At 53.9% G+C, this 11,019-nt stretch carries 16 protein-coding genes and 1 pseudogene; 9 read left to right on the forward strand and 8 right to left on the reverse strand.

The genetic code is table 11. From position 1 onward, the window contains the following. Window positions 1-21 precede the first annotated feature (21 nt). Together CKW31_RS24360 and CKW31_RS24365 are read right to left on the reverse strand one after the other, a co-directional pair. Window positions 22-497: pseudogene (locus CKW31_RS24360) on the reverse strand (AAA family ATPase). Between the two features lie 48 nt (window positions 498-545). Beyond that, window positions 546-1,004: a GNAT family N-acetyltransferase gene (locus CKW31_RS24365; RefSeq protein ID WP_095100864.1), complete on the reverse strand. Its 459-nt coding sequence runs from the start codon at window positions 1,002-1,004 to the stop codon at window positions 546-548. Window positions 1,005-1,182: 178 nt separating this feature from the next. Here CKW31_RS24365 and CKW31_RS24370 point away from each other — a divergent pair, with 178 nt between their 5' ends. The 3 genes from CKW31_RS24370 to CKW31_RS24380 all read left to right on the forward strand — a co-directional run bounded on the left by CKW31_RS24370 (window position 1,183) and on the right by CKW31_RS24380 (window position 3,535). Then, window positions 1,183-1,740 carry a GNAT family N-acetyltransferase gene (locus tag CKW31_RS24370; RefSeq protein WP_095100866.1) on the forward strand — a complete coding sequence of 186 codons (558 nt, stop codon included), beginning with the start codon at window positions 1,183-1,185 and terminating at the stop codon, window positions 1,738-1,740. A 10-nt stretch (window positions 1,741-1,750) separates the two neighbouring features. Next, window positions 1,751-2,035, forward strand: a complete 285-nt coding sequence (locus tag CKW31_RS24375) for a DUF3630 family protein (RefSeq protein WP_176469974.1) — start codon at window positions 1,751-1,753, stop codon at window positions 2,033-2,035. Window positions 2,036-2,143: 108 nt separating this feature from the next. Continuing rightward, window positions 2,144-3,535 carry a surface-adhesin E family protein gene (locus CKW31_RS24380; protein WP_095100868.1) on the forward strand — a complete coding sequence of 464 codons (1,392 nt, stop codon included), beginning with the start codon at window positions 2,144-2,146 and terminating at the stop codon, window positions 3,533-3,535. A 196-nt stretch (window positions 3,536-3,731) separates the two neighbouring features. Here the strand turns inward: CKW31_RS24380 and CKW31_RS24385 are convergent, their stop codons facing one another. Genes CKW31_RS24385 through CKW31_RS24400 form a run of 4 tightly spaced genes read right to left on the reverse strand, consistent with a single transcriptional unit; the run spans window position 3,732 to window position 5,890 of the window. Then, on the reverse strand, window positions 3,732-4,658 hold the full coding sequence (locus tag CKW31_RS24385) for a Gfo/Idh/MocA family protein (protein WP_095100870.1): 927 nt from the start codon (window positions 4,656-4,658) through the stop codon (window positions 3,732-3,734). A 48-nt stretch (window positions 4,659-4,706) separates the two neighbouring features. Next, complete coding sequence (locus CKW31_RS24390) at window positions 4,707-5,153, reverse strand: hypothetical protein (protein ID WP_095100872.1); 447 nt, start codon at window positions 5,151-5,153, stop codon at window positions 4,707-4,709. Window positions 5,154-5,208: 55 nt separating this feature from the next. Beyond that, complete coding sequence (locus CKW31_RS24395; protein WP_095100874.1) at window positions 5,209-5,451, reverse strand: hypothetical protein; 243 nt, start codon at window positions 5,449-5,451, stop codon at window positions 5,209-5,211. 16 nt (window positions 5,452-5,467) lie between these two features. Then, window positions 5,468-5,890: a hypothetical protein gene (locus CKW31_RS24400; RefSeq protein WP_095100876.1), complete on the reverse strand. Its 423-nt coding sequence runs from the start codon at window positions 5,888-5,890 to the stop codon at window positions 5,468-5,470. Window positions 5,891-6,216: 326 nt separating this feature from the next. Here CKW31_RS24400 and CKW31_RS24405 point away from each other — a divergent pair, with 326 nt between their 5' ends. Further along, window positions 6,217-6,582, forward strand: coding sequence for a hypothetical protein (locus CKW31_RS24405; protein WP_095100878.1), 366 nt, complete (start codon window positions 6,217-6,219; stop codon window positions 6,580-6,582). A gap of 48 nt (window positions 6,583-6,630) precedes the next feature. Then, on the forward strand, window positions 6,631-6,966 hold the full coding sequence (locus tag CKW31_RS24410) for a hypothetical protein (RefSeq protein ID WP_095100880.1): 336 nt from the start codon (window positions 6,631-6,633) through the stop codon (window positions 6,964-6,966). 56 nt (window positions 6,967-7,022) lie between these two features. Here the strand turns inward: CKW31_RS24410 and CKW31_RS24415 are convergent, their stop codons facing one another. Beyond that, window positions 7,023-7,331, reverse strand: coding sequence for a hypothetical protein (locus tag CKW31_RS24415; RefSeq protein ID WP_256582726.1), 309 nt, complete (start codon window positions 7,329-7,331; stop codon window positions 7,023-7,025). Window positions 7,332-7,542: 211 nt separating this feature from the next. Between CKW31_RS24415 and CKW31_RS24425 the strand changes: the two genes are divergently transcribed. Beyond that, on the forward strand, window positions 7,543-8,292 hold the full coding sequence (locus CKW31_RS24425; RefSeq protein WP_095100896.1) for a creatininase family protein: 750 nt from the start codon (window positions 7,543-7,545) through the stop codon (window positions 8,290-8,292). A gap of 472 nt (window positions 8,293-8,764) precedes the next feature. After that, window positions 8,765-9,064, forward strand: coding sequence for a DUF3144 domain-containing protein (locus tag CKW31_RS24430; RefSeq protein ID WP_095100897.1), 300 nt, complete (start codon window positions 8,765-8,767; stop codon window positions 9,062-9,064). A 37-nt stretch (window positions 9,065-9,101) separates the two neighbouring features. Here CKW31_RS24430 and CKW31_RS24435 read toward each other — a convergent pair whose 3' ends face one another. Beyond that, on the reverse strand, window positions 9,102-9,998 hold the full coding sequence (locus tag CKW31_RS24435) for a LysR substrate-binding domain-containing protein (RefSeq protein ID WP_095100899.1): 897 nt from the start codon (window positions 9,996-9,998) through the stop codon (window positions 9,102-9,104). 106 nt (window positions 9,999-10,104) lie between these two features. Here CKW31_RS24435 and CKW31_RS24440 point away from each other — a divergent pair, with 106 nt between their 5' ends. Beyond that, window positions 10,105-10,440 carry a carboxymuconolactone decarboxylase family protein gene (locus CKW31_RS24440; protein WP_095100901.1) on the forward strand — a complete coding sequence of 112 codons (336 nt, stop codon included), beginning with the start codon at window positions 10,105-10,107 and terminating at the stop codon, window positions 10,438-10,440. A 6-nt stretch (window positions 10,441-10,446) separates the two neighbouring features. Beyond that, window positions 10,447-10,821 (forward strand): tautomerase family protein, encoded by a 375-nt coding sequence (locus CKW31_RS24445; protein WP_095100903.1) that lies wholly within the window; start codon window positions 10,447-10,449, stop codon window positions 10,819-10,821. Window positions 10,822-11,019: the final 198 nt, after the last annotated feature.

Below are 11,019 nucleotides of genomic sequence, written 5' to 3' on the forward strand. Positions count from 1 at the left end.
AATCGTAAATCAACTGATGAATTACAGACGATGAACCTGAATATCCAGCCCTTCCTCCGGTGTTGGCGTCTGAAAATACCGGGTGATCAAATCAAACTCTGCGTCGGTTGCCGCAAAGTCATGCCCGCCGTGTGCATTGCGGGCATGCAACCTGGCACGGCATATATCATCCTCCACGTCCAGATAGTGCAAGCAGTGTGCTACCCCGCCAGACCTCGTAACCACTCTCGGTCTGCACGAGTATTGCCAGGGAAATCCAGAACAACACTGATACCCGACTGCACTATATCGATAACCAACGGGCGCAAAACATCGCGAATTCGATGTGCAAATTGCACATAGTCGGTCACTGATTTGATCTCGCCAGGGTAAAGCCTTGAGAGCCAATGATCCTCACTCAGCAGTATTGCTGAATGCTCTGCGACGAGTGCCTTCGCAAGCGTTGATTTGCCCGAGGCGATCTTGCCGCACATGAGATGAAGTTTCGCAGTAGGCATCGACCTGTCCTGTTTTCAAAATGTGGTGGGTATCTGCTTGAAGCACATTCAAAGATCCCGCCCCATCAGCCAGTGTTCCTTATCCCACGCCTGAAAACACTCCAGAACCTGCCAGCCGCGCTTGGCGTAGTACTCATGGCGATCGTGGGTATGCAGATACAGTCGCTTGTTGCCGTTGGCCTTCGCTGTAGCGCAAATGCCTTCGATAAGTTGTTCCGCCAGACCTCGCTGCCGTGCATGCGGGGCGATGAAAACACAGGCCAGCCATGGGCCCAGCTCCGGGCGTTCAGCCAAGTCATTTCTAGCCAGCGCAGCGCCGCCCAGCAGTTGCCCATCCTCGACGGCAATCAGGCATTGCCAGTCACCATTAACCTGCCCCTCGGCAAATTCACGCTGCCAGTCATTCAATGAATGACCGACGTACTCATATGCAAATTGTTCGTGCAGCCACTGTGCGAAAGTGTTGCTGTACTGCATATCGTCGCGCAGCCAGATCAGGCGGAGCATTTGGGATTCCTTTTTGTTTACTTCCAATGAGTTCATTATTTCCATCACCACAAGTCTGGTGTATTTCTCACCCGGATCAGTATCTGGCGGATCATTGCTGCGAACCCACTCGACATCCAGAGTCGCACTCTGCAAAAGTATCAACCGATGACCGATGCCGCTCCAAGGACTTCTTGCAATGGACAGCCCGCATACACTGCAAACCGCTCGCTTGACACTCACTCCGCTGCAACTGGCCGACGCCTCCGATATCCAGCAGCTATTCCCCCACTGGGAAGTGGTCCGCTACCTCGACAGTCGGGTGCCATGGCCTTACCCGGATGACGGCGCACTGACGTATGTTAGTGACGTCGTGCTCCCGGCCATCGCGGCAGGACGCGAATGGCACTGGATGATCCGCTTGGGATCGGAGTTGTCACAGAGCATAGGCAGCATCAGTCTGTACGATCACCCAGGCAACAACCGGGGCTTCTGGCTCGCCCCGCAATGGCAGGGCAAAGGCTACATCCGTGAGGCCTGCAAGGTCATTAACGCGTACTGGTTTGAAACGCTGGCACGCCCGGTTATGCAAGTCCCCAAAGCGGTGGACAACCAGGCGTCGCGCAAGGTCTCACAGCACGAAGGCATGCGCTTGATCGAAACAAGGGAAGGCCATTTTGTATCGGGGCCGATGCTCAAGGAAATATGGGAGATGACGCGTGCCGAATGGTTGAGCAGAACAGCAACATGCGAGTAGAGGTAAACCTGTGGAACTGAGAATATCCGAAGCAGCCGACTGGCATTTATTTGAAGTGATCGCCCGAAAGCTTGAGCACAGCCTCAAAGGCGTCTGGACACAAAAAGCCGACGGCCTTGAAGAGCGTTATTGGGATTTGCTGGTAGGCGATCAGACCATCACGCTGCACCTTGAACATTATTTGGGTATCAGCTTGTTCAATACGCAGCAGGATCAACCGACAGATCTGCTTGAAATGGCTCATCGTTTATTGGCAGCTGATTTCCCGGTGGCGTTTGAGCAAGACTCGTTATAAATCTAACGTCCTCGATCTACGTACCTGAAGCGCGCAATACCGTGAATACATCGGTTAACCGAATTCATGTAATTATTCCCCCATCAAATGGACTGACTGGAGACACCGGTGCGACGCTCGATTCTTCCTCTCGCTTTCATGACCCTTGCTGCCTGCTCTAGCCAGCAAGGTCCAGCGGACAAACAGTCAGCGTTACTTGAACAGCCCTTCACCCCTGACAGCGTGATGCGTGAAGGTGACGTGATTAACTTTCAGGTAGCCGCCCCGACCGACTCAGGCCCGCCGTTCTGGAGCAGTACCCAGTTTTCGGCTGCTTGCTCACAGCCGCAGGTCAATCAGGTTTATTCGTTCAAATACAGGCGCTTCTATCCCGGCAATCTCGGCAATTACACCCCGGCAACTCCACTGCCTGCGCAATACCACGCCACGCTGATGGGGAATCGGGACTTCACTCGCGCGTGTAAAAACCTGCCCATGCCGGACTGGCGTCAGGTGGCGGGATCTGACGATAAACAACAGCTCCTGCTCGACATCACCAGCGTGGAGAAAAAGGCCAACAAGGTGCAGTTCTGGGCGGGCCACGATGAGCCGAAAACCAGTATCAGCCCGGCCAACAACGCGCCGTTCACCCAGACACGCGAACACTACGTCATGGACTGCAGCGCGCGCAGCGCAACACTGCTGGGGCTTTATTATCTCAACGCCAAAAATGAAGTAACCGACGGTCAAATCGAGAGACTTCCCGCACCAAAGGCCATAACAGCCGCGGACGAAGACCTCTCCAGACTGTTTGAGCGCGTGTGCAAGGCACCCGACTCGCTGGCCTCCCTCCCTGTACACAAGCAACGCAGCAAGGTAACGGTAGCAGCCGATGCGCTGCCCGACGTCAATCCGGCAGTGTTGAAAAACATCGAACAACTGCACATGCCAGCGCCGTCCAGACAGCTCAACTACATCGAGTTTGCCGGGACTCGCAGCAACAGAGAAAAAGAATGGAAAGACGGCACCGCATTTACTCTGTCCACAGACCCCACTACCGGGCAGCTCGCAATTGCCCATAAAAACGAGAATCTCGTCGTCGGGCGCCAGATTAATTGGCGCGGATTGCTGAAACTCTCCGGCAGGGAACAAGCCAAACTTTCCCACAACACTCTGGTGACGCAAAATCTGACCTTCCAGGGCGACTGGCAACACCTGAACGTCGGCAGCAAAGTGGGTTACACCGTCACTCAAAGCCTGTCCAGTAATGTGCTTGGCAAATTGGGCGAAGACCCCGAGACAGTCGAGTGTTCAGTGGACAGCGAGCAACCCGCGAAAAAACTGCACGCCAATCTCCAGGGCAACGCGAAAGCACTGACCTGCCGCAAAAGCATGGGTGGCTTTACGCTCCCCCAGACAGAGTATTACTACTACCTGGTGGATTACGGCTTTTTCTACCATGCCCGCACTGAAGAGAAAGATTACACGTCACTGAATATGCAGGTGGTAAATGCGCGGTAAAGCACCGCGGTTACTCGCTCCAACAGGAAAAACACAAGCCCTGTAGGAGCTCACGAGCACCGCGAGGCAGCGATGGCGTCCTGCCTGACACACCGCCACGCTGCCTCGCGGTGCTCGTGAGCTCCTACAGGTCCAATGTTTGCTGCGCGACAGCGTGGTGTCAGGAAAACCATACAGAAACCGGGCTTCTTCAAGCTCAATCGTAAAACGGCTCTACCGACGCCCGGCTGCCAACAAAAAAACTGTCCGCGACCAAGCGCAACGGCTGCAAGTCCAGATCACTGGCTTTGTCGCCAATCAACTGATGAAAATGTCGATACACCGCCGCGTACTCGCCCTCTTCCGAAACCGCCTGACGTACACCGTCGATGCTCAACAACGCCCCCCCGTTGTCCAGTCGCAGGACGCCTTCAGCACAGCGAATCTCGATACTCCATAGTTCATCATGACCATGGTCAAAATCGAACTCCGCGCGAACATCGAGCTGACGCGCATCAGACATCTTGATGGACGCGGCGATAGGCGACTGACAGTTACTCGGGACTCGCAGTTCGGCGGACTCAACGAACAGCGGCAACGGCAGAAGATGGGTCGTAATAGACAAGGCATTAATGCCCGGATCGAAAACGCCCAGACCGCCCGGCTGCCAGATCCATGCCTGACCGGGGTGCCATTTACGCACGGCCTCTTTCCAGTCGATCTGCACGCTTTGCAGCGTGCGAGTGGCCAGCCAGTCACGCGCAGCTTCGATCCCGGGTGCATAACGCGAATGCCAGGCGAACAAGCCGCTGACGCCCTGCTCCGCAGCGTGACTCGCCAACGCCATCGCTTCGCCCAACGTGGCACACGGCGGCTTCTCGACCAACACGTGTTTACCCGCAGCCAACGCCTGCTGCACCAGCGCAAATCTCCCCTGAGGCGGCGTGCAGAACGCAATCGCATCAACTTGCGGACCTTTTTCCAGCAACTCACTCAAGGACTGAAAGTTCTCTACCCCGGCACAAGGCTGGCCTTGGGTCGCAACAGCCACCAACTGGAACGCGGGGTTAGCGGTAATAGCGGGCACGTGCTGATCCTGGGCAATCTTGCCGTAGCCCACCAGACCGAGACGGATCGGTTGCATCGATGACTCCTGACTTTTTGTAGTTATTGGGAAAGCGATCCAGCAAGACTACGTTTGTACGACGGGGAAGTCATCACTGGTCGGAGGCAACCCCGACGTCACTTTCAGGTAGTAAAGAATATATCCGGAGTACTCCAGGGCACCCGCCGCCACCTCGGCTGCGAAACACGCCTTCAGTGTCTCTTCATCTGCAAAACCGTAATCCGTTAATTTTTCGTCGGCAAACCCGATAAGCCGCCATGCATCGAAGCCGTCGATTTCGCCGTGTGGTCCGAAGTCGAAATCGACTGTTCCTGAAGGAAGATGAACCGCGCAGCCGTAACCGTGCTTGAAATACTTGACTCCGCCGCTGAGTTCTCCGCGCTGAGGAATATCATTAGCCACCCAATCCATACTAGTCGCAGGCCGCGCAATACCAGATACCTGCATCAACTCCACAGATGTTCTGACGCTTGTCTGGTAGTTGGCGATTAACCTGGCAAGTTGGCTATTCATAAAGTCTCTCGGGGTTAGCACGGTGGTCAGTGGCGATGATTACGCGAGGATTAACTCAAGCCAATTGCAGTCGTATCGCTTGCCATTCGCTCCAGCAATTCTCAGCCACGATATCGGGATAACCCCGCGCTTGTTCCATCTTGAGCGCAGTGTCGAACGACAGCGCGATACAGGTGGCGCGATCTCGAATATCAACCACCTCAGCTTCCGTAAGCGGCGAGCCTTTGCTCTTTTCAGCAGCGCTCAGAACCACGACAAGAGCCGGCACAAATACAAGACATAGCGGATCTGTAGACATCAATTACCTCGTTGTTTCAGGTCGTTGATCTGTTTCGTAAAGCCATTACCTGCGAAGCGCAAAGACTACGAATATCCTTATTATGGAAAATCAGATGCGCACGAAACGCTTTGGTTTGCGGGTCCCAGTGTTCAAGATCTTCTATCCGAAACTGATACGTGCCCTGATACGCCGCTGCCAGATCAACCGCCAGACTGCGCGCCGCCTCGCCGGGTGTTGCGAGGGTCCATCCAATAATATCGTCGACCTGTTGCTCAGGTGTCCGCGATTGCTCGCCATTGACTTCAGCCAGCACGAACTCGTTGTAAAGCAAGACGCCAACTTGCGGATCATCGGCAGGATTGCCCGGGCACAGCCGGGTTTCCCATGGAATCGTGTACATCTGTTTTCCAAGAACATCGGTCAACACGTAATCCGTTGGTTTCGCCAGACGCTGCATATCGGCCTCCCGTGCAAAAAACCAATACTAACGCAGCGAGGTATTTCCGACTAAAGCGGATCTATGGCCACAGCGCAGCGACGAACATCGACAGCTCCTATCAAACAAAATATAAATAACTGGCGGTTCTTATCAAAAAAAATACAACTACCTGATTTTGAATACTTTTTTACTGTAGGCGTGACCGGGGCGACTCCTACAGATAATGCATTCCAATCCAGTCTGCCCGCCAAGAACGATGACACGTTTGCGCTATCCGGAAAGTTGCTGGACAGCCCGGGCACACCTCACAAACAATGCACGCACACTCTTGATAAGACGTTCACATGCGCACGTTCATTTCATTGATGCTGTTGTTCGCCAGTGCATCCGCCCTCGCGGGTTATGACATCCATATCACTCGGAAACCCTTCTGGGCCGATGAATCCGGCCCCATCATCACGTTTGAGCAATGGAAAGCGTACTTGAGCACAGACCCGCAAGTCGTCAGAGACACCGCCAACAGCCCCGAGGATTTCATGGTTTCCATACCGGGCGAGTCATTTCCACTTTGGTATAACCCAGAGCTAGGTGAGCTTTACACCAAAAACCCTAGTGATGAGGCCATTACTAAACTGCGTGAGATTTCACGCGATCTGGACGCGAAGCTTCAGGGGGATGATGGTGAGTTTATGGATTCCTCGTCTGACTGAGTTCTGTTGAAACCTGAACCACTACGCCTTTGTACAGGAAGCAAAAATATGGCTTACGAACTCCACATATACAGAACGGATAGCGCACGGGCAGAAGAGAGCGTGATAGCTCTTGAGGAATGGCAAACATTCTGTGCGAATGATCCATCAATGGCGCTAGGGGATGATATTAGCGGCGTTAATCCCAATACCGGTGAAACCATCACCATCAGTGGAAAAAGCACCGCACGCTGGACGTCGCCCTCAACCCAGCGTCAGTATTTTTTTGACTACCGCAGGGGCGTGATTTCTTTCATCTACAGCGATGATTCGATCGGCAAAGCCAAGGAAATTGCTCGAGCCTTGGCGGCGGAAATCAAGGGTGACGAAGGTGAAGAATATTGAGATCACGGGACATCCTGGCCGTATCGAGTTCGCTCAATAACCGACTGACTAAACTTCTAATGCCATCGCTTGGCGTAAAGATTCCGGAGATTCATCACCGTCGTGTGTTGGGCTTCACTCTCTTCGTTATTCAACGGCCACTCGCAGTCCTCACGACTCAAGAAAAGAATGGCATCTTCCAGCGAAGCCAGCGCGGAATCGCTAAGGTCCATGAAATCAGGTGAAGCAGCGATTGAGCTGACCATCAGGTAACCGACGTAGCGCGCATGCCGTCGATGGCTGACCTGCCAGTGCTGCGTTTCGCAAATATCCCACTCGGTCATACGCGTCACTGCTTCTTGTAGCTGTCGCGCACGGGTTGCCATAAATGGAGTGCCTTATCGATATTCTCGATCAGCAGTTAGCCCAACGCGATCTCGTGCCTGAAGGTCGCCAGGTTGATACACTCGCCCTGCAAGCCCAAGCCCGTGCCCAGGCACGGCCCTGCCCTGCCCTGCCCCGTGGACTGATAACGGGTGCGCAGCTAATGTCATCACGTTTTTTACACCTTGGTTGCGCTATTGACGAGGAAATCTGATGCTCTTACATATGTCCACCTGGTCCGAAATCGAGCTTTTCTTAAAACGTAGCCGCACTATCGTCGTTCCTATTGGCTCAAACGAACAACACGGTCCAACCGGCCTGTTAGGCACTGACCGGCTGTGCCCGCAAATAATTGCTTACGAAGCACAAAAGCATGGCGAAATATTAGTCGCTCCAACCTTCAATATAGGCATGGCGCAACATCATCTGGGTTTTGCCGGCACCATCTCCTTGCGACCATCAACCTTTATGGCGGCCATCGGCGACTGGACCCGATCATTGACGATCCATGGCTTTGAGAAGATTCTTTTTCTGAACGGTCACGGCGGCAATGTTGCATCCATTGAAGCGGCATTTTCCGAACTTTACTCTGACGCCAGCTTCGCAAAAAAACCGGCAGGCTTTGCTCTGAAGTTGTGCAACTGGTGGGACCTTGACGGCGTGGGGGAGCTTGCGCGCCAACAATTCCCGGTAGGCCACGGGTCCCATGCCACACCTTCGGAAATTGCCATAACCCAATGGGCGTATCCGAACTCAATCAAATCTGCTGATTATTCTCCGTTGATCGCCGAATCGGGCCCGGTCCGTGAAGCCAGTGACTTTCGCGCGCGGTTCCCTGACGGACGCATAGGCTCGAATCCCGGCCTGGCCAGCGCGGAAAAGGGTGGCGAATTGGTAGCAGTGGCAGCGAAAGGCTTAATACAAGCACTGGACGCGTTCAGCAATGAGCGTGGTCCTGACTGAGGCCGTAAGGCATCTGAAATGCTTCAGACAAACATGCTCAATTCTTGGAAACAGCAAAATGGCAACGTTGCGCCAAACAGCGCCGACATTTATTACTCTAGCGCTGCTCGCGCTATCTGCGCATAAGCGCGAGTAGCATGACGCCGCCGAGGTCGCGGCAGCCCCTGAACAGATTCCGTTCTATGAGCAAATGGCTTCAAACAGTTTTGTATTCGGCAGTAATGGCGCTGGTGAGTTTATAGCCTTTGATCTCAGCGCAAAGACACCGCCGTGGCCTATCGCTCGTTTTGATGGCATCTGTCCACAAGACTCTCCTCAAGTGGTTGATAGGGACTTCACTGCATTGATATTGCTCATCGGCAGAGAATAATCGCGACTTGCCACTCGTACTCGCAACTATTGCAATTATGGATGCAGACAACGCAGATGCTTTAATGCCCCCAGCCAACAACAATGCCCAGGATAATCCGCAATGCCAGACACCACAGACCAAGCATTCTATGACCGCGCAGACGCGCACATCGAGTTATCCAACGAGCAGTTGAAAGCATTCGAAAACCTTGGCCAGGTCAGTGCCTCCATGATGTTTGGCACTACACGATTCAATGCCTGGGTCAGCGCGCGCAGCTTCAAGTCCGGCGAGGAAATGGCTCAGGCGCGTGAGGCGATGCTGAAGTACTTTTGTGATCAGTACCGGTTGATGCTTGAAGATAATCTGGACGATCACATCAATAATTTCAGCCAGTACATGATGGTTAAAAAACCTGATTGATAGCGATAACTGAGCACCGGGTACATCAGCGCGTCGCTCAAAGCCCCTGTTTCGCGGCAACAAAATTGATGGTTTGTTCCTGCAAACTCATCCTTATCAACTCAGCCAGATGCCTCGTCGCTGGCGTCGGGTCTTCTCCTGCACTATGAAGGACATACCCAAGGTTCGGCACCGAGGGTAAACCGTCCAGAAAGGTCAGGTTATCCGGTAGGCCAATACGTGTTCGCAGCGTCACGCCCAATCCGGCTGCGACGGCGGCCCAGATTCCTCCTACGCTGGGGCTGGTCAGCGCTATGCGCCACGGAATTTGCGCAGCATCCAAGGCCTGGGTGGCGGCGCTGCGCAATACGCACGGGGCGTCGAACAGGATCAACGGCAGGGGCGAATCCACAAGACGGCTCAGCAACGGGGTGTCGCGAATCCCGATCCAGTGCATTTGGGTTTCGCCTAAATGCTCGGCATAAGGCGAGGTGTGCCCGGTGTCCCAAGTCAGGGCCAGATCCAGCCCTGCGGTTTCAATCAGAGCGAGCAATTCGGCGTTGCGTGCGATCCGGACTTCGAGACTCACCATTGGATACGTCTGCACAAAACGTCGAAGGATCTCGCTGAGAAAGTGCTCCCCAAAGTCCTCTTGAAGCCCAAGGCGAATGGTTCCGGCCGTCTGGTTTTCGTGCAGCGTTTGAAAAATGCCGTCGTTCAGTTCCAGTAATCGACGGGCATGGCTCAGCAGGGACTCCCCGACGGGCGTCAGGACCAGCCCGCGTCCCGATTTGGTCAACACAGGCGTGCCAACCTGTTCTTCAAGCTTTTTCAATTGAGCACTGACCGCAGACGTTGAGCGGCCGAGACGATCTGCCGCTTTGGCGAAACTGTTGAATTCAACGCCAGTGACGAAAGTGCGCAGCACATCAAGATCGAAGGTGGGACGACGCATGAAACAGTCCACTTATTTGGGATCATTACCGCTATTAAATCTGATATTCGGAATGATTACGACTTGATAGTTTTCCTGACCCATTGGCGAAACAAGAGAAAGCATCATGAGTTCATCCATCGCTCACGGGCAGGAGCAACACAGGCAATATCCGCAAAAGTTTGCCGACCTGACGGAGAACGTACTGTTTGGCGACATCTGGAAACGTACTCAACTGACGCCTCGTGAACGCAGCCTGGCGACAGTGGCTGCGCTGGTGGCGATGTACCGGCTGGAGCAACTGCCGTTTCATTTACAACGCGCGCGGGATAACGGTTTGAGTGTCGATGAGTTAAACGAAGCCATCACCCATCTGGCGTTCTATTCAGGCTGGCCGACGGCAGCTTCGGCACTGAATCTGCTCAGGGAACTAGAAGCCCACCCTATCAGTGGCCAGGAGTAATCATTCATGCCATTCGCACGTATTTCGCTGCACCGAGGTAAATCCACTGACTATCTAAATGCGCTTTCTCAGAGTTTGCACGAAGCGTTGGTCGACAGTTTCGAGGTGCCCGAAGCGGATCGTTTCCAGGTCATTCACCAGCATGACGCAGGCGAGCTGATATTTGACCGCAACTATCTTGGAGGGCCGCGCAGCCAGGACTTTGTGTTGATCGCGATAACGGCTGGACGTCCTCGAAGCGTTGAAACCAAACAGCGATTTTATCGGGATCTGGCGGAAAAACTGGAACGTTCGCCAAAGCTCAACGCCGAGGATGTGATGGTGGTCATCACCACAACCGCAAGCGAAGACTGGTCGTTTGGAGGTGGCCGGGGTCATTGACGCTGATCAAAAAACATACTATTTACTGTAGATACCGTCTTGACCCTCATCGAGCAAGCGCGATGTCAGGATCATAGGGTTTCCCCGACTTGAGCACTCCGTACACCAGATGCAACAGCTTGCGCATGGCCGCACATATGATTTCCTTCGGGGCCTTCCCGTTCGCCTTCATGCGTGTTTTGAGGGCCATAAGGACCG

The sequence above is a fragment of the Pseudomonas sp. Irchel 3A5 genome (assembly GCF_900187575.1).
GTDB lineage: Bacteria > Pseudomonadota > Gammaproteobacteria > Pseudomonadales > Pseudomonadaceae > Aquipseudomonas > Aquipseudomonas folii.

Coding starts and splice junctions, on each gene's coding strand:
- CKW31_RS24365 (WP_095100864.1), bottom strand. CDS start 1,004: ATGCTCCGCCTGATCTGGCTGCGCGACGATATGCAGTACAGCAACACT.
- CKW31_RS24370 (WP_095100866.1), top strand. CDS start 1,183: ATGGACAGCCCGCATACACTGCAAACCGCTCGCTTGACACTCACTCCG.
- CKW31_RS24385 (WP_095100870.1), bottom strand. CDS start 4,658: ATGCAACCGATCCGTCTCGGTCTGGTGGGCTACGGCAAGATTGCCCAG.
- CKW31_RS24390 (WP_095100872.1), bottom strand. CDS start 5,153: ATGAATAGCCAACTTGCCAGGTTAATCGCCAACTACCAGACAAGCGTC.
- CKW31_RS24395 (WP_095100874.1), bottom strand. CDS start 5,451: ATGTCTACAGATCCGCTATGTCTTGTATTTGTGCCGGCTCTTGTCGTG.
- CKW31_RS24400 (WP_095100876.1), bottom strand. CDS start 5,890: ATGCAGCGTCTGGCGAAACCAACGGATTACGTGTTGACCGATGTTCTT.
- CKW31_RS24405 (WP_095100878.1), top strand. CDS start 6,217: ATGCGCACGTTCATTTCATTGATGCTGTTGTTCGCCAGTGCATCCGCC.
- CKW31_RS24410 (WP_095100880.1), top strand. CDS start 6,631: ATGGCTTACGAACTCCACATATACAGAACGGATAGCGCACGGGCAGAA.
- CKW31_RS24415 (WP_256582726.1), bottom strand. CDS start 7,331: ATGGCAACCCGTGCGCGACAGCTACAAGAAGCAGTGACGCGTATGACC.
- CKW31_RS24425 (WP_095100896.1), top strand. CDS start 7,543: ATGCTCTTACATATGTCCACCTGGTCCGAAATCGAGCTTTTCTTAAAA.
- CKW31_RS24430 (WP_095100897.1), top strand. CDS start 8,765: ATGCCAGACACCACAGACCAAGCATTCTATGACCGCGCAGACGCGCAC.
- CKW31_RS24435 (WP_095100899.1), bottom strand. CDS start 9,998: ATGCGTCGTCCCACCTTCGATCTTGATGTGCTGCGCACTTTCGTCACT.
- CKW31_RS24440 (WP_095100901.1), top strand. CDS start 10,105: ATGAGTTCATCCATCGCTCACGGGCAGGAGCAACACAGGCAATATCCG.
- CKW31_RS24445 (WP_095100903.1), top strand. CDS start 10,447: ATGCCATTCGCACGTATTTCGCTGCACCGAGGTAAATCCACTGACTAT.